The sequence below is a fragment of the Brevibacillus sp. DP1.3A genome, from assembly GCF_013284245.2.
GTDB lineage: Bacteria > Bacillota > Bacilli > Brevibacillales > Brevibacillaceae > Brevibacillus.
On the sequence record NZ_CP085876.1, the window covers coordinates 1,513,172 to 1,530,840 of the forward strand.

The following is a 17,669-nucleotide window of genomic DNA, read 5'->3' on the forward strand; positions in this document are numbered from 1 at the left end:
TAATCAGGCTCCGGGAAGTTCCGAGAGCTCTTTTATGGAATCTTATACCATAAATCGTATCACTTTTTTCTTAAGTCAGCAATATGGAGAACCACGTTATTTATTCAAGATACCTAAATATTCCCGCCAAGGTCCAACATCCGCCGTGTACCGCTTGGCCAAGACCCGTACGATCTGCGCCATGTGGGTTAAATCGTGAACCACCCATGTAGAGAGCAGCTCTCGTGCCTTGACTACGCCAAATGCAGGGTGTATCCCTGTTAATTCGAGATTCTTTTCCAGTTCTACGAGTGCTTGTAGTTTTACGAGATTTTCTGTTCGAAGTGTTTTGAATTCCTGGAGCTTTTGTGCGAACGACCTTTCGGAAGCCTCGTGTAAGTGAGCGAAACGGTCAAAAGGAGGAAAGGGTTTGTTTTCCCCATCCTGAAGAATCATTTCGAGCCGTGGGAGCCAATTCGTTTTTTCAGCCTGGATCAAGTGCTCGATTACTTCGGTGGCATTCCACGTTGTATCCCCTTCGTTGTTTTGCAACCATCCATCCGATAAGCCCACTAAAAAATACTCCAATGTTTGCGGTGTACGCTCCAGAACCTCAATCGCTTGTTTCAGATTAAAATTCATCGTACGACTCCTTTCGGTATGGAAACCCGTAGTATTCTCCCAACATTTCTCTTTCGTTTTGCGTAGTCCTGCCCATTTTGTTTGGAGAAGGGTGGATTTGTTTGCGTGAATACGTATAGAATGGTCGTAAGCAAGGCTCGTCTAAATAGAAACGCAGAGGTTGATAGATGGATGTTTAAAATCGGCGTGGTTGGTCCCAAGCAATCGGTAGAAAGGATTCTTGCGGTTGCAAAGGAATTCGAGGAAGGAATGAATTTTGTTCCGTATCCGTATACAGAGACAAAAGAGACAGAAAAAATCGTCTTGGAAAATGATCAGTACGTAGATCATTGGCTTTTTTCCGGACCGATTCCGTACTTAATTGCCCGGCAAGCATTGGATGACGACACGCGGATGGAGCATATTTACCCGACGGAGTCCAGCATCTATAAAGGCTTTCTGGAAATGGTCTACACTCATCGGAAATTAATCGATCGCGTCAGCATCGATATGCTTTTATCCACCAAATTCATGGAAGATTCCCTGCACAGGATCAACATCTCTGTGAGCGATATGTATATGAAGACGTTCGAAGCTACGATCGATCCGCAGGAGCTGCTAGATTTTCATCTTGCGCTATGGAAGGAGAAAAAGACAGACGCTGCCATGACCTGCTATCCGACCGTTTATCAAGCACTAGTAGAAGCAGGTATCCCAGCCTATTGGATCTCGCCCAGCCATATGGAAATCCAGCAAACAGTACGCGTGTTTGTCGAGAAAGTGCGGACGTCGTATTTCAAGGATACACAGATCGGGATCGAGATGATTGAGGTCGAGCAATTTGACAGAATCAAGGAAAGCGCAAAGACCCCGTATCATTTGCAATATTTGGAGCTGCGTATAAAGCAAGCGTTGATCAAGCTGTGCGAGCAAGTGGACGGATCACTTCTGGAGCAGGGGAATGGCCGATATGTCATCTTCAGCACGCGCGGGACGATTCACAGAGAGATTCCTACCTTGCAAAACACAGTAGAGTTTTTGGCGAAGGAAGCAGATACGACGGTCGCTGTCGGAATCGGTTTTGGAGAGACGGCTTTTGCAGCTGAGATGAATGCCCATCGTGCGCTGCGCCAATCGAAGGAAAAAGCAGCGCGAGATATTGTCATGATTCAGGATGACGGAACGATCGTGGAGTGGGTCGGTCAGGAAGAGGAGCTCATCTACTCGTATCGTGCCGACGATGATGAGGTTTTGGAAAAGCTGAAAAAGGGGAACATCAGCGTCAAAAGCTATAAAAAGCTCGATGCCTTGCTGCAAAAAATGGGTTGGACCGATTTCACGACAAAGGACCTGGCCAAATATTTGCAAATGAGCGAGCGAAATGCACAGCGAATCGTCGCGGATTTGTGTGCCGTTGAGCTGGCGGAAAGCTCAGGGGAGGAATCGCAATCAACGCGAGGAAGACCCATCAAACGATACCGACTTTTGTAAGCACCCTGTTACGGGTGCTTTTTTCATTGCAGAGAAATCGAAATGTTAAAAAAAACCGTTGCCAATAGTCTCAACATTTCGTAATGTATATATAACGACATGTCGCAATATATGCGGTAATTAAGAAGGCTGGACCATAGTTGCGCGGATAGTCAGTCATCGAACGAGATGAATGCGCTTTCGCCAAAATGAAAGACTAGCTTAGTAATGCATCTAGAAGGAGGTATCCACACATATGGTATCAGCACGCACGAGAAACTGGATTTTAGCGTTACTGTTTTTGGGCTGGGCATTAGGGAACCTGGATCGATACGTCATGAACTATGCCATTTTGTCGATCACAGAAGACTTGCAGCTTAGTGCATCATCCACGGGATTATTGCTCAGTAGCTTTTTTGCTGGTTATGCACTCATGCAAATGCCTGGAGGATGGCTGGCAGACCGATTTGGTTCCAGAAAAGTACTCATCGTTTCTGTTGTCATGTGGTCTATTTTTACGGGACTGACCGGAGCCGCTTGGTCTATGGCTTCAATGATTCTCATCCGTTTTCTGTTCGGAATCGGCGAAGGTGGCTTCCAACCAGCCAGCTCGAAGATTATCGCTACCATCTTTCCTGTCAAGGAACGCTCGCGAGCCATGTCCGTGATGCTCTCCTCTAGTGCCATTGTTGGACTTTTCTCCCCGATTTTATCCGTTTGGATGATTCAAACCATGGGCTGGCGAACGATGTTCGTCGTCATTGGAGCTATTGGAGCCATCATTGCTTTCCTGTTCTGGCGTTATATTAAACTTCCACAAGCAGAATCTGCAACAAATACAACTGGCTCCGATCAATCAAAAACCTCAGTGGCTATGCTGTTTAAAACACCGCTGCTTTGGAGTCTGTTAATCGCTTACTTTAGCATTTATGCAGTAAACTGGGGCCTCGTAACCTGGATGCCAACTTACTTGAGCAAGGTACGCGGACTGGATATGATTTCACTCGGCTGGCTGCAAACGATCCCAGGCTTCGCTACGTTGGTCGGTATTTATGTGAGTGGCTATGTACTGGACAAGCTGCCAAAAGGTCGCGAAAAAATTATTGGTAGTTTCTCCTGTGTGGTAGTCGCGGTCCTCTTGTACTTCATGTTTACTGCATCGAGCGTGACGATGTTTATTACGTACCAAGCGATTGTGTCACTGTTCCTTTCCTTTGTGATCATTCTGTTGCCGTCTGTTGTCCTGAAAAATCTTCCGGCTGCCATAGCGGGAACGGGGATGGGCATCGTGAATACAGGTGGACAGCTGGCTGGCTTTATCACGCCAATGGCTATTGGTTTTATCGTAGAAGCGTTTAACGGTTCATTTGATGCAGCGTTCTGGATGCTGATCGGCTTCGCGGTCATTTGCATTGGCGCACTACTATCATTGAACTATGAAAAAGGCGAGCTGTTGAAGCAAAACACCGACAGTGCATCCGCCTGAACAACTAGAGAAAGGAGCGTATGAAATGAACAGAACCGAGATCATTTCTGCGTTAATTGAACAAAAAAGAGACGCGTTTATTCGCGTTAGCGATAAAATTTGGGAAACGCCAGAGATTTACTTCGAGGAGCATCGCTCTGCCGAGTACTTGTGTCAAGCGTTGGTAGCAGAGGGCTTTGAAGTGGAGAAAGGGATCGCTGGACTGGGTACAGGCTTTGTTGCCAGCTTCGGAAGCGGGAAGCCCGTCGTGGCCATCCTGGGCGAGTATGATGCGCTGGCAGGCTTGAGCCAGAAAAAAGGCGCAATCAACCATGATCCGATTGTGACTGACGGTCATGGGCATGGATGCGGACATAATCTCTTAGGTGCTGGAGCGTTGGCAGCAGCGGTTGGCATCAAGGATTACATGGAGCAAACAGGCTTTCAAGGTACAGTTCGCTACTATGGGTGCCCAGCAGAAGAAGCGGGCTCTGGAAAAGCGTATTTGGCAAGAGCCGGCGTATTTGCTGACGTAGATTTTGCACTCTCCTGGCACCCTGCGACAGCGCCAAGCATCATGAACATCAGTTCTCTTGCGAATTACTCTGTTCGTTTTCAGTTTCAAGGAAAAAGCGCGCATGCAGCCGCCGCTCCGCATTTGGGACGCAGTGCCTTGGATGCCGTGGAACTGATGAACGTAGGCGTGAACTATATGAGAGAGCATATGATTCCGGAAGCACGGGTTCACTACGCGATTACGAATACAGGCGGAATTTCGCCAAACGTTGTCCAGCCGTTTGCGGAGGTCGTATACTTGATTCGCGCTCCGAAAAAGCAGCAAGTGCAGGAACTGTATGAAAGAGTCTACAATATCGCACGGGGAGCCGCCTTGATGACGGGAACCACCATGGAAGCAGTGTTTGAAGGTACAGCTTCTGATCTCGTGCCGAATACGGTATTAGCGAAGCTCATGCACAAAAATCTGGTTGAAGTCGGCGTGCCTACGTACGATGAAGCAGATCAGCAATATGCCAAACAAATTCAGGCAACGTTAACAGCTGAGGATATGAGAGCTTCGTTGTTCGGTTTGGATCGTGAAACAGCGAAGCAACTGAAGGACAACGCGATTGCGGATGTGATCGGACCACTTTCTACGCACGAGTTTACGCTTGCTGGGTCTACGGATGTGGGAGATGTCAGCTGGCAAGTACCGACGATGCAATGCATGACGACATGCTGGGCACTAGGTACGCCTTTCCATACGTGGCAGGTCGTCTCGCAAGGGGCCATGCCAATCGCACACAAAGGGATGCTGCAAGCAGGCAAAGTCATGGCTGCTACAGCGATCGAGGCAATGGAAAACCCTGCGCTGATCGAACAGGCAAAAGCCGAATTGCAGGAACGTTTGGAAGGAGAAGAATATTTCTCGCTCATTCCTGACGATGTTCAACCACCTCAAAAAGCTTAAATCGAGGGTGAAAAGGAAGTTGGTTAGTCAAGTGGCGCAGCAAACAAGAACGATCGAAACAGACTGCTTGGAACAATGGATCGAGCAATATCGCGGGGAGTCCAGCAAGGGCAAATGCGCTGCTTATATCCCTGCTTTGAAAGAGGCTGACCCAACACAGCTAGGGATTTGTGTGATGGGACCAGATGGACAAATCAGCAGGGGAGGCAACTACGATGCTCCTTTCACCTTGCAAAGCATTTCCAAAGTCATCAGCTTTCTCGCAGCATGTACGCACCACGGGATTGCGAATGTATTGGAGCAGGTGGATGTAGAGCCTACGGGAGACGCATTTGATTCGATGGTTCGGCTGGAAATGCACAAGCCGGGAAGACCTTTTAATCCGATGATCAATGCAGGAGCCATTACGGTTTCTTCCTTGTTGCAGGGGAACGGAGTCCAGGAAAAATTTCGCTTCTTTCAAGACATGGTCGAGCGCATGACAGGACGCAAGCATCAGATCAACGAGGAAGTGTATCACTCCGAGTGGCAAACGGCTAACCGCAATCGTTCCCTCGCCTACTATCTCGCAGCTACTGGCTTTTTGGCTTGTCCGGTAGAGGATGCTTTGGATGTGTACATCCGGCAATGCTCCCTGGAGGTAACGGCAGAGGACATCGCGAAAATCGGCTTGATCCTAGCGCATGATGGGTATGATCCGATAGGCAAGGAACAGCTTTTCGGCAAAGAGCTGGCTCGCGTAATCAAAGCACTGATGGTTACATGCGGCATGTACAACGCTTCCGGTAATTTCGCTGCTTTTGTGGGCGTGCCAGCGAAAAGCGGCGTGTCAGGAGGTATTATGGCTGCCGTCCCTCCGCGTGGGCGCTCTGGGGAGCTGCCTTTTGCTGGCGGCTGCGGAATCGGTGTGTATGGTCCTGCTATTGACCAGTACGGAAATAGCGTAGCTGGGGTAGCACTGCTCAAGCATATGGCAAGTGCGTGGGATTTGACGATCTATTAAAAAGAAATGGCTAGAGATCACAGATCATGTCTGGATCTTTAGCCATTTCTTTTACATTCCTTTTCACAGCGAATCACCTCGTTTCTTGATTTTACCAAAGGGAAACATCCGCATACAGCTGCTGGCTTTCATTGGCAAAAAAAAGAACCTGTGACATACTGGAACTATCACGGTCATCGGGGGAAATCAACATGATAGAAGTGGTTGCATGTGGCGAGTTATTGATTGATTTTACACCTGTACAGCAGAAGGAAAAGCCGGACAGCGCTGCATTTGAGCAAAACCCTGGAGGAGCGCCTGCCAATGTACTTGCCGCTCTGTCGCGCTTTGGGAAGCGGACTTCCTTTATCGGTGCGGTGGGAAACGATGTGTTTGGGCGTTTTTTGCAACAGACCTTGATCAGACAGAATATTGGCACAGAAGGGCTCGTACTCACGGAGGAAGCGCCTACGACGTTGGCTTTTGTCCATCTCGATGAGACAGGCGATCGTTCTTTTCACTTTTACCGCAATCCGGGTGCAGACATGATGCTGCGGGAACAAGACGTGAACGAGGCGCTAATTGCACAGGCAGACATTTTTCATTTCGGTACGTTGTCCTTGACGCATGAGCCAGCCAGATCAGCAACCTGGAAAGCCGTCGAGTACGCGAAAAAGCATAAGCGACTCCTTTCCTTTGACCCGAATATTCGAGCGTCCTTATGGGGGGATCTGGAGGAAGCGAAGGCTATGGCTCTCAAAGGAATGGCGCAGGCTGATATCGTCAAGCTGTCAGAGGAAGAGCTGGCTTTTCTCATGGGGAGCGAGGATGTTGTGGAAGCGACAGCGTGGATGCTTGCGCAATATGATCTGCAAGCTGTTTTTGTCACGTTGGGGGAAGAGGGGTGTTTTTACCGCACACAAAATCATTTCGGTACAGTCGATGGATTTCCAGTAACCGCGATCGATACGACTGGAGCGGGAGACGCGTTTGTGGGCGCGCTGCTCTATCAACTTCTTGAGGCGGGGGAAAGTATGCTGGATATCCCACAAGCCACGTTAGAGGACATGGTGCGCTTTGCTAATTCCGCAGGTGCGCTCACGACAACGAGATCAGGTGCCATTCCCGCCATGCCTACACTGTCTGAGGTCAAAAGCTTCATGGAAGCAGCACGGTAGGAGGGAAGAATCATGATTTTTGTGGAAGTCATCCTGCCTGTCCTGCTCATTTTTCTTAGCGGATATATTTTGCAGCGCATTTTCAAAATGGACTTGAAGCCGATCTCTTCCCTGGCGATTTACATTTTGTCGACGGCGCTCGTCTTTCGTACCTTTTACAAAACACAGCTCGACTTGCAATTATTTTATATCGTTGTGATTTCGCTGCTCTTGCTGGCTGCTCTCGTTGTGATCACGCAGTTGACGGCACGATTGTTCAAATACGACAAACAACAGGAAAGCGCACTGATGCTCGCGACCGCCTTCATGAACAGTGGCAACTACGGGACGCCGATTATTTTGTTTGCCTTCGGAGAGGCTGGCTTTACGTATGCGGTGCAAATCATGGTTTTCCACTCGATCATGATGGGTGTATTCGGCGTGTATTTTGCCTCCCGAGGCGGGAATGGGATGGGGACGGCCATCAAGGCGATCTTCAAGCAGCCGTCCAATTACGCTGTGGTTCTCGCGATTTTGCTACAACAGCTGCAAATCGTCATCCCGCAAAGCTATTACCAGGCGATTGATCTCGTTGCACAGGCGGCGATTCCGGTTGTGATGCTCATCTTGGGCATGCAGCTCGCCAATGTATCTACCAAAGCGCTAGAGTGGCAGGGACTCAGTGCTGCGAGTGTCATTCGGTTGGTGGCGTCACCACTTTTGGCGTACCTCATCTGTCTGTTTTTCCCGATTGATCCGCTTCTGCAAAAGGTGTTGGTCGTTCTGGCAGCCATGCCTTCTGCCGCAACGACTGCGATCTATGCGATCCAATTCAACATGCGACCACAATTCGTCTCCAGCAGCGTGTTGGTTACGACGCTTATCAGTATAGGTACATTAACGTTTTTGCTGAACATTTTGCACTAATGAGGAGGAATAAACTTGCGCAAACAAGAGTTACTACGACTGTACGATCAAGAGATGAGAGTGGAGGTAACCTATCCGCATGTTCGACGAGAAGAGACTGAGCATATTGTTCGCCACGTCTCTCTCTCTGATGAGCCAGGGACAGTCTTGTTTTCCCGACTGTCTGAGGCAAATGCAGAGGAATTGATCGCACGAGAAATTGAGTATTTCTCAAGCATTCAACAGTCTTTTGAATGGAAGCTGTTTGATTATGACCAACCCGCAAATCTGCTCGAACGGTTGCAGGCGTATGGTTTTACAGTAGGAGAGGAAGAAGCACTGTTGGTCATGGATGTGGCGCAAGCAGAGGACATACGCAGTCGGAGCATTCCTCCCGAGATTCGCCAAATTACCACTCTGGCAGGGATCGATGACATCATGCAGTTGGAAGAGCTGGTATGGGGCAGTGCGAATCCGGAGTTGGCTGCGAGATTGAAAAAGGATTTGGCCGAAGATCCAGAGAATTTTCTCGTGTATGCGGCATACAGTGGCGATCAGGCGGTGAGCGCAGCGTGGATGTATCTGCATGAGGGGACGTCCTTTGGCAGTCTGTGGGGAGGCTCCACGTTACCTGCTTACCGGAATAAAGGCTACTATACGGCACTTGTAGCGATACGGGTACAAGTAGCGCACGAGCGTGGGTATCCGCTTTTAATGGTCGATGCGAGTCCGATGAGTCGACCGATTTTGGAGAAAAAAGGCTTTGAATTTCTCGCCTATACTTATCCATGTTTTTTTGAGTATAAATAGTATCGTGGAAAAAGAAGCTGCCCATTGCTCTGAGGGGCAGCTTTTGTAGTTGCAGATAGTCGCCTGTGTAACTATTATGAGAATAAGAATCATTTGCAAGATTATCCTACATATGGTTAGGCAGGGAGAAGGTCATGGATCAAGCATCTGTACATTCCATATACGATAGCTATATCAATGCATTGCCCTCAACAAAAAGTGATCGCATAGTGTCCGAAGCGAATCGGTATACACTGACGAATAATGATGGTTACTTTCGGAGACTGACTCCTCGACCGGGATTGGAGCTGGTCGAATCCAGCTACTCCCTTCAGGAAAACCGGGTCATGGATTTACAGTCCCAGGCAGCCATGGTTGAGCTCAGCTTTTGCTTGGAGGGGAGTGGGGAGTTCGTTGTTTCGGGAAGTCAGCACGAGTTTTTGCCTGGGAGCTGCTCCCTTCAATTGATGAAAGACTTTCATGCACATTTTATGTACCGGGCGGACGTTCCTCATCGATCTGTCGGGATCGGTATTTCCGTGGAGCAATTTAATGATTGGGTGGCGGAAAGCGATGTGGGAGCAGCGTATTCGTTTCAAGGGCTGCTTGGCAATCAGGCCTATCGTCTGTTTCGGATGCCGTTGCAATCGAATATGGCTCGGATGCTCCAGCAGTTGAACGATTTTTCATCCTCTCATCTGAAGCTGCGGAGATTGCATACGGAAGGCAAGATTCTGGAGATTGTATCGTCGGCGCTGGATACGTTTTTGTTCGAGCGGGAAGAGAATCGACCGAGGTCACAGTTATCTCGGAGTGATCGGGAAAAGATTCACAACGCCCGTGACATTCTACTCGAAAATATGGAGTCCCCGCCTTCTCTGCTCGAACTGGCACGTATGGCACAGCTCAATGAATACAAGCTGAAGATCGGCTTCAAAGAAGAGTTCGGGACGAGTGTTTTTGCCTATTTGCGGGAAAAGCGATTGGAAAAAGCGCTTGGATTGTTGCGGGAGGGCAATCTGAATGTCAGTGAGGTTGCACTCATCGTGGGATTCTCCAACTTCAGTCATTTCTCTGAGGCGTTTCGCAAGCAGTACGGACTCAATCCTTCCGAAGTGAAGCGGGGGAGATTTTGCTAATTTTACAATCTGGAACGGATACCTTTGCCTAAGGGGTATCCGTTTTTCCTGTAACAAAAAGGAAGCGAGTAGCCGACATAGGAAGGAAGGGGGCTATTATGAAAATACATCATACGATTGTCGCTTTGGCACTGGGTGTTAGTCTCGCATTTCCCATAGGGGCAGCCACAGCCGCACAGAGCATGAGCAGTGAACAAACAACGCCGATTACAGTCTTAGAAGATGGGGTACCGAAGAAGCTGAAGATGCGAGGAGCAGATCGATTCGAGATCGCATGGCGCTATGATGGGGGACAAGAGTACTTCTCCGAGGTCGTCGATGAGGATACGGGTACGATGTATTTGCTTTCGGAAAACGGTGTGCTCCATGCGCTGAATCCGAATGGAAAAGTTATTTGGCAAAGTGATCTTGGACTTGACTGGGCCCATGACTTTAAGTTAGGCAAAGACGGCTCACTGTACGTACTGGACCATAACTGGTTCGATTTCAAAGACGGCATGCCTGCCTGGATACTTGCTGTAGACAAGGCTGGAAAGGATCGCTGGATAATGGAGCTACCGCATATGTACAGCTACGATACGGTCTTTGATGTGTCAGCAGAAGGGACCATGTTCATGCTGACGGATAGAGGGGTTGCGGCAGTCGATCAGGAAGCGAATCTAGTCTGGGCAAACGATCAGGTAGTCAACTATGACTTTGATTCTTATCTATCACATGGCGTGATAGGGATGACCTGGATCGAATCGCTTAAAACATTGCTAGTCGAACAGAGTGACAACAAGCTGTCTGCTATCGATCAGAATGGGAAAATCAAGTGGCTGCGGGAAAACGTTCAGCCGGGGAGAATATACGTTTCAGAAGATGGCATGGTGTACACCTTGGGAGAAAAAGGGCTGACATTCATTCATGCTTCTGATGGTAAAGACCGTGCAGAAGCACCAGTGGATGCTGTTACACTCAACAAAGTCGGTATTCCTCATGATGGCAAGGGGAATTTTTATCGTGAATACAACGATTATACGATATGGAAAGTAGATCGCACAGGCAAAAAGCTTTGGAGCTACAATCGTCCGAAGGGACAAACAGGAACGTTATCCAGTGAACTCGTGTCTGATGCGCAGGGGAATGTCTTTTTTTCCGATACGGGTGGGAATATTTTCTCGTTAGATCCTAACGGCAAGGAACGCTATATCGTTATCCGAAATGACAAGATGTTTACGTATACGCACATTTGGACAGGCCCTGATGGGGTATTGTATGCGAGTGCGGATGGAATGGGCATAATAGCGATCGCACCAAAAGGCAAGTAACTTCTATGATCCACGAATACGTTCATTGTACAGCACAACCTAGCGATTCATCGATCACGTATAGTAGAATGATACAAAAAAGGGAACAGAAGGTGTAAACAATGTGCCGAAACATCAAAACCTTGTTCAACTTCGACCCACCCGCGACAGAAGATGAGATTGAAGCAGCAGCTCTGCAATTCGTGCGAAAGCTCTCGGGCTTCAACACGCCTTCGAAGGCCAATGAAGAGGCTTTTCACCGGGCTGTCCAAGAGGTCTCCGATGTTGCGAAAAATCTCTTAGATTCGCTGGTGACGAATGCAGAGCCACGCAATCGGGAAGTCGAAATCGAGCGTGCTCGCGCGAGAAACGCCAAACGGTTTGGCACGACAGAGTAGTGAGACGATAAAGACAAGAAGTCTATTTGAGGGGCAGTCCGTTAAGGCAACTGCCCATTTTTATTTTGCGAGAAATGAATACGAGGTGAGCCTATGGAGCGGCTAAATGAGTTGAACGATTTGCTAAACAAATTGGAGGAACGACATATCTTTTATCGCTTGAGTAAAATAAGGAGCGAAAGCATCATGATCGAGGTAGCTGTCCCTGGTCAAAGATGGGAGATCGAGATTATGGAGGACGGTACGATGGAGATTGAAAAATTTATTAGTGACGGTGACATGTACGACGAGAAGGAGTTGGATGTACTGTTTCGGGACTTCTCTTATTAATTTAAGGCACTCCCCTCTGTTCAATCAGAAATTTCAGCATCTTATCATCGTCTTATGAGATGATTTATCATTTCGCTACTATGTCTCTCTCCTGCGAATTATATTATCGTAGATGCAAAGGGGAGAGGATCATCATGGAAAAGGTGAACGTCGCACAACATTTATCACGCTTGCAAGATTCCTGGGGCTCTCTGGTTGTCGGAGAGATGAATGATACGTCTATTAAGCTAGAGAAGCTGCAAGGTGAGTATCCTTGGCAACAAAATGATCAGAAAGATGAACTGCTGTTTGTCGTCAATGGCAGACTGCTGCTGATGTACCACGAGCGTAATATATGGGTGGAAGCCGGAGAGTTTATCGTTGTGCCGAAGGGAGTTTCCTACAAGCTGTTTATCCCGAATGGCGATTGTCATCTACTCGCGATTGAACCGAAAAAATTCGCTGCTCTCAAGCGCTGCTCCTAAGACGATCAACATAGAAAATCGAGCGCTATTCGTTCGTGGATAGCGATGATATAGAGCTGTCAATCGACCGGTCACTTTCGTTGGCTGGACAATTGGCGGCTTTTTTGCTATTAATATATGTTCAAAAAAGTGTTGACTTATGCGGAATTTGTTATGTAATAAATACTGATAGCTCCAACTCTTTTCGAGGTGATGAATGTTGGACGATGGCATATATGTATTGATTAAAAAAGGAGATCCCGAGCAGCTTCAGAAGCGTCAGTTTTTACATAAGGAAGAGTGTACGATTGGGAGACGGGGTAATCAATTACAACCAGACATTGCTTTTTCCAGTCCGTATATTTCCAGAAGGCATGCAGTGATACGGAAAATCAATAACCAATATACGATTTCTGATTTGCAAAGCAAGCATGGGACAGAAGTGAACGGAATGGTGATACAGCAAGCACCGCATTTTCTTTATCACGGTGATCATATTACGCTGGCTAAAGGCGTGGTAGAGATGATATTTTTCGCAGAGGGTAGCGAGATGGATGTGACGCGGGAGTTCTCATTCCCTTTGACGATTCCAAAAGAAACCACCTCCACTTCCGGCTTGGTCATCAATCTGGAACGCAGAGAAATACGTCTCGATGGCACGAGAATCCATTTGACCGGAAAAGATATGGACTTGCTCATGCTTCTGTACCAACGTTCGAATCAGGCGGTCAGCTATGATGAAATCATGGTACTCGTCTGGCCGGAGCGGTTGCTGAATGCGGAGAGCAGCGTCCCGGATGTTGGACGAGCCGAGATCAACGCTCTCGTTTATCGCTTGCGTAAGCGGCTAGGCAGATATGGAGAGAACGTCACCACGATCCCGCGCTTTGGTTACATGTGGGAAGAATAGTAGGCAGTACGATAGACACAGGATGAATTTCCTGTGTTTTTTGCATTTGATGTAACTATCTGACACTTATCATCGTCCTATGAGAATAGTCTCATCTTGTTATCATCTTTTTCCCATATATTATGGTATCCGACTGTAATATCGTGTGGTAGGGAAGGTGAATGACTAGTGAAAAAGACATGGATAGTATTTTGGACGGTTTTTGTCGTTGTTCTTTCAGGGTTTTTCTATCTTTTCTGGGACTTTTGGAAGGACAACACGCAGTCGGATGGCGAGAGGGCAAAGGCAGCATTCACCGCGTATACGACAAAGTGGGGAGAACAGAAATTCTCTGGCATGTACGAGCAGCTTTCTTTACATACAAAAAAGACCATCAGCAAAGAAGAATTCGTTTCGCGTTACCAAAATATTTACGGTGGAATCGAGGCCAAAGCGATTGTGGTCGAGCCGATGTACAATGGCGACGTCATGCCAGGTGAGGATGGGCAGATCAACTTTCATTATCGGCTGACGATGGAAACTTTCATTGAACCGATTTCCTTTACGGGGAAAGCGACGCTTGTCAAAGAAACGCAGAACGACTTGGAGGACTGGTACATTCATTGGAATCCTTCTTTTATCTTTCCAGAAATGAAAGAAGGGGACAAAGTAAGAGCCAATACAGTGTATCCCAGACGAGGTGAAATCACGGATCGGGCAGGGCGTCCATTGGCAACAGAGCGTGTCGTGATAGACATCGGGATAAATCCGGGAGAATGGAGCCAGGCTTCACAGACCGGGAAAATGGAGGTCAGCAAGCTTCTGCAAATTCCGATGGATGACCTCACCTCGAAGGTCCAAGCTACGACAAGCAAGTCGGCCAAGTTTATCCGGATCGCCACGCTGCCGCAGGACGATACACGCATCAAACAATTAGAAAAAACAGAAGGGCTCAAACTGCACAAAAAGAAAGTCCGCTACTATCCCTATCAGTCCGCTACGGCTCATCTGGTTGGCTATGTAGGAGCGATCAGTCAGGAAGAGTACGAGAAGCGAAAGGATCAGGGCTATAAAACGTCTGATGTGATTGGCAAATCAGGACTGGAACAGATTTTTGAGGAACAGCTAAGAGGAAGTGCAGGTGGGCGTATCGTCATTACGGATGCAGATGGAACGGAAAAAAAGACCGTGACGGAACGCTTCGCCAAGCATGGACAGCCACTGGCATTAACCATAGATGCCGAAGTACAGCAGACGATTTACCAGGAGCTGAAAAGCGAAGCAGGCACGGCTGCGGCGATCTCACCAAAGACCGGGGAAATACTGGCCCTCGTCAATTCTCCGTCCTTTGATCCGAATGCGTTTGTGCTTGGGATGTCGGCTACAGAATGGAAGCAAATGAATGAAAACCCGCAAAAGCCGCTTCTCAATCGATTCGCGCGCGGGTTTGCGCCGGGCTCGACCTTCAAGCCGATTACGGCAGCGATTGGCCTTGCGTCAGGAGCCATTACCCCTACGGACAGTATCCACGTCCGCGGACTGCATTGGCAAAAGGATGCGTCCTGGGGTGGATACGAGGTAACGCGGGTCAGCGATTACGGGGGACCTGTCAATTTGGAAAAAGCATTGGTGTACTCCGACAATATTTATTTTGCAAAAGCGGCGCTCTCCATGGGGGAGGAGCAATTCGTGAAAAAGAGCGAGTTGTTTGGATTCCATGAAGCTCTCCCGATTCCATATCCACTGGAAAAATCGAAGCTGTATAACGACGGTTTCAAAAACGAGATTCAATTGGCAGACTCTGGATACGGTCAGGGCGAGGTAACGATGACGCCGCTTCACCTCGCGTTGGTGTACAGCGCTTTTGCAAATGACGGGAATATCGTCTATCCATCACTGTTGCAGGAAGACAAAAAAGGCGGGTATTGGAAGACGAATGTCATACCTTCTGATGTAACGAGCACGGTGAAGCAGCATTTGATACAGGTAATGGAAGACCCGCGCGGCACCGGACGAGGAGCACGGGTGCCTGGTATTCGCATGGCGGGCAAGACTGGAACAGCTGAGCTGAAACAGAAAAAGGGCGAGATCGGGTTGGAAAACGGATGGTACGCCGTTTTTAATGTAGATGATCCGCGTTTGCTGGTTACCATAATGATCGAAGATGTCCGTGGTCGGGGTGGCAGTCATGTACTAGATGCACGTATCAAACGGATTTTCACGAAGGTACTGAAAGAATAGGGAGAGTAAGGTATGAAGGAAGCAAAAAATGATCGTTTAAAACGACTGCAAATCGTCTATATCGTCGTTTTTCTGATGTTTGTAGCAATCATTTTGAGATTAGCGCAACTCCAAATCCAGCAAGGGAGCGAATATGCAAATGAGCTGGCAGACAGATCGTATAAAAAAGATTACATTCCCGCTATGCGAGGAAACATTTATGACCGCAACGGGTATGTCATTGCCGAAAGTCGGCCTTCCCATCTCGCTGTCTTCCGTGAACAAGAGATCATGGAGAAGAAAGCGTACTTTGACCTGGTGGAAAAGCTGGAGAAAATACTGAGCGTCGACAAGGCCACGCTGTTAAAAAAGATGGATGTCGGCTATGCCTACGAGAAAGGCAATTATGTGGAAGCGGCACGACAATTGCCGCGCTATTTGGAAAAAGAACTGAAGGTTGATTTAACGGATAAAGAAATCGCAGTGCTGGGTGAGCATCGCGGCGATTTGCCGGGGATTGAAGTGGTGACAAAACCGATCAGGAAATACGATCCCAAGCAAATCGCCGTACAGGCGGTCGGATATGTCCGGTCCTTTCATATTGCTGAAAATGTGAAGCTCGCCTCCTACAAGGATGAGAGCACGCGGTATTTGCCGAACCAGTTAGTTGGGTTCGATGGAATTGAGCTATCTTACGAAAAAGAGCTTCGCGGGAGCAATGGTTACCGGATGTATGAGGTCGCAGCAAATCAGACAGTTGTAAAGCAAGTGGAGGAAGTTCCGTCCGTCCCAGGCAATCATGTGTATCTCACCATTGATCAGCGGGTCCAGCTAGATATCCGGGATTCGATCCGAGAGTTTCTTCCGAAGATGCGTGCAACCATCCCTGAGGCGAGAGCTGCAAAGGGAGCGTACGTCGTGGCAGTCGAGGTCAAGACAGGTAAGGTCGTCGCGATGGTCAGTTATCCGGAATACGATCCAAACGTATGGATTGAGGGGCCGGATCAAAAAACGTATGACGAGATCAAGCTGGTGGTGACGAATGGTACGATTCGGGAAGCGCCATACGATACGCGGCCATTAACGGGCGAGGCGGCGATCCAGGAGGGCTACAAGCACCCGGGTTCCATTGTGCCATCAGGGTCTGTCCTCAAGCCGATTACGGTATTGCTTGGTTTGCAGGAAGGTATCATCTCTCCCTCCGATCGTTGGAATGATGGAGGGGTGTATCACTATGGACGTGGAACAGACCGGATTAAGAACGACAGCTCCAAAGCGCATGGCGTGATTACCCCTGCGATTTCCTTGCAAAAGTCATCGAATACGTACATGGCGAGAATCGGGGAGGAATTGTCCCGCCGAAAAGGAAAAGAGTCAGCGGCCGTGCTGCAATCGTACTATCACGCATTCGGGTTAGGGGTTCAGACTGGCGTAGATTTGCCGAATGAAAACAAGGGCAAAGAAGACTATTTGGTGATGGATGAAAACTATGGACCATTAGCAGCGATGGTGCAAGCTTCCTTCGGGCAGCAAGTTCGGGCAACGACGACGCAATTGGCACAGTTTGCGGCGACATTAGCGAATAAAGGCGTTCGTTTGCAGCCGCAGATGGTAGATAAGATCACAGACGCAGAAGGAAAACTGGTGAAAACGTACACGCCAAAAACCATGAGTACCTTTCCTCACCCAGATAAATATTGGGACATTCTAGAGCAAGGCATGGTGCTGGTGACGAAACCAGGGGGAACAGCAGTCCGCGCGTATGAGGGAATGCCGTTCCAGGTAGCTGCAAAGACAGGAACATCTGAGCAAGATATTTATGTACCGGTGACGGTGACAGATGAGAAGACCGGACAGAAAAAGACAAGATGGAAAATGCACCGCCGCATTACGAATGGTGTGAGCATTTCGTATGCCCCAGTCGACGATCCTGTCCTGGCAGTAGCCGTAATCGTTCCTGAGGGTGGTTATGGGGGAAGATCGGCTGCGATTATTTCACGTTCCGTATACGATGTGTATGACAAGCATATCGGATTTAAGAGATAAAAATAGGCTGTTCGAAGTAGTTCTGTCGAGGATCTACTTCGGGCAGCCTTCTTGAATTTACCATTACCCTCAAATAAT

At 48.3% G+C, this 17,669-nt stretch carries 16 protein-coding genes; 15 read left to right on the forward strand and 1 reads right to left on the reverse strand.

The window, feature by feature from the left end; translation table 11 throughout:
- Positions 1-96 precede the first annotated feature (96 nt).
- A complete protein-coding gene (locus HP399_RS07060) occupies positions 97-621 on the reverse strand; it encodes a DinB family protein (protein ID WP_173620602.1) in 525 nt (174 codons plus the stop codon).
- Between the two features lie 171 nt (positions 622-792).
- Between HP399_RS07060 and HP399_RS07065 the strand changes: the two genes are divergently transcribed.
- The 15 genes from HP399_RS07065 to HP399_RS07135 all read left to right on the forward strand — a co-directional run bounded on the left by HP399_RS07065 (position 793) and on the right by HP399_RS07135 (position 17,591).
- A complete protein-coding gene (locus HP399_RS07065) occupies positions 793-2,091 on the forward strand; it encodes a hypothetical protein (protein WP_173620613.1) in 1,299 nt (432 codons plus the stop codon).
- 235 nt (positions 2,092-2,326) lie between these two features.
- Entirely contained in the window at positions 2,327-3,556 is a 1,230-nt protein-coding gene (locus tag HP399_RS07070) for an MFS transporter (protein WP_173620601.1), read from the forward strand.
- Positions 3,557-3,581: 25 nt separating this feature from the next.
- A complete protein-coding gene (locus HP399_RS07075) occupies positions 3,582-5,003 on the forward strand; it encodes a M20 family metallopeptidase (protein WP_173620600.1) in 1,422 nt (473 codons plus the stop codon).
- Between the two features lie 19 nt (positions 5,004-5,022).
- A complete protein-coding gene (locus HP399_RS07080; RefSeq protein WP_217367864.1) occupies positions 5,023-6,006 on the forward strand; it encodes a glutaminase in 984 nt (327 codons plus the stop codon).
- Between the two features lie 191 nt (positions 6,007-6,197).
- Positions 6,198-7,163, forward strand: coding sequence for a carbohydrate kinase family protein (locus HP399_RS07085; protein ID WP_173620599.1), 966 nt, complete (start codon positions 6,198-6,200; stop codon positions 7,161-7,163).
- 12 nt (positions 7,164-7,175) lie between these two features.
- Positions 7,176-8,069 carry an AEC family transporter gene (locus tag HP399_RS07090; RefSeq protein ID WP_173620598.1) on the forward strand — a complete coding sequence of 298 codons (894 nt, stop codon included), beginning with the start codon at positions 7,176-7,178 and terminating at the stop codon, positions 8,067-8,069.
- Between the two features lie 15 nt (positions 8,070-8,084).
- Positions 8,085-8,858, forward strand: coding sequence for a GNAT family N-acetyltransferase (locus HP399_RS07095; protein ID WP_173620597.1), 774 nt, complete (start codon positions 8,085-8,087; stop codon positions 8,856-8,858).
- A 134-nt stretch (positions 8,859-8,992) separates the two neighbouring features.
- Positions 8,993-9,976, forward strand: coding sequence for a helix-turn-helix transcriptional regulator (locus HP399_RS07100; protein ID WP_173620596.1), 984 nt, complete (start codon positions 8,993-8,995; stop codon positions 9,974-9,976).
- Between the two features lie 98 nt (positions 9,977-10,074).
- A complete protein-coding gene (locus HP399_RS07105) occupies positions 10,075-11,286 on the forward strand; it encodes an outer membrane protein assembly factor BamB family protein (RefSeq protein WP_173620595.1) in 1,212 nt (403 codons plus the stop codon).
- A 101-nt stretch (positions 11,287-11,387) separates the two neighbouring features.
- Positions 11,388-11,663 carry a DUF2277 domain-containing protein gene (locus tag HP399_RS07110; protein ID WP_173620594.1) on the forward strand — a complete coding sequence of 92 codons (276 nt, stop codon included), beginning with the start codon at positions 11,388-11,390 and terminating at the stop codon, positions 11,661-11,663.
- Between the two features lie 93 nt (positions 11,664-11,756).
- Positions 11,757-11,993 (forward strand): hypothetical protein, encoded by a 237-nt coding sequence (locus HP399_RS07115; protein ID WP_173620593.1) that lies wholly within the window; start codon positions 11,757-11,759, stop codon positions 11,991-11,993.
- A gap of 134 nt (positions 11,994-12,127) precedes the next feature.
- A complete protein-coding gene (locus HP399_RS07120) occupies positions 12,128-12,457 on the forward strand; it encodes a cupin domain-containing protein (RefSeq protein ID WP_173620592.1) in 330 nt (109 codons plus the stop codon).
- A gap of 196 nt (positions 12,458-12,653) precedes the next feature.
- Positions 12,654-13,346, forward strand: a complete 693-nt coding sequence (locus tag HP399_RS07125; protein WP_173620591.1) for an FHA domain-containing protein — start codon at positions 12,654-12,656, stop codon at positions 13,344-13,346.
- A 168-nt stretch (positions 13,347-13,514) separates the two neighbouring features.
- The gene (locus HP399_RS07130; protein ID WP_173620590.1) at positions 13,515-15,566 is read left to right on the forward strand and encodes a penicillin-binding transpeptidase domain-containing protein; all 2,052 of its coding nucleotides are present in this window, start codon (positions 13,515-13,517) and stop codon (positions 15,564-15,566) included.
- A 12-nt stretch (positions 15,567-15,578) separates the two neighbouring features.
- The gene (locus HP399_RS07135) at positions 15,579-17,591 is read left to right on the forward strand and encodes a peptidoglycan D,D-transpeptidase FtsI family protein (protein ID WP_173620589.1); all 2,013 of its coding nucleotides are present in this window, start codon (positions 15,579-15,581) and stop codon (positions 17,589-17,591) included.
- Positions 17,592-17,669 lie beyond the last annotated feature (78 nt).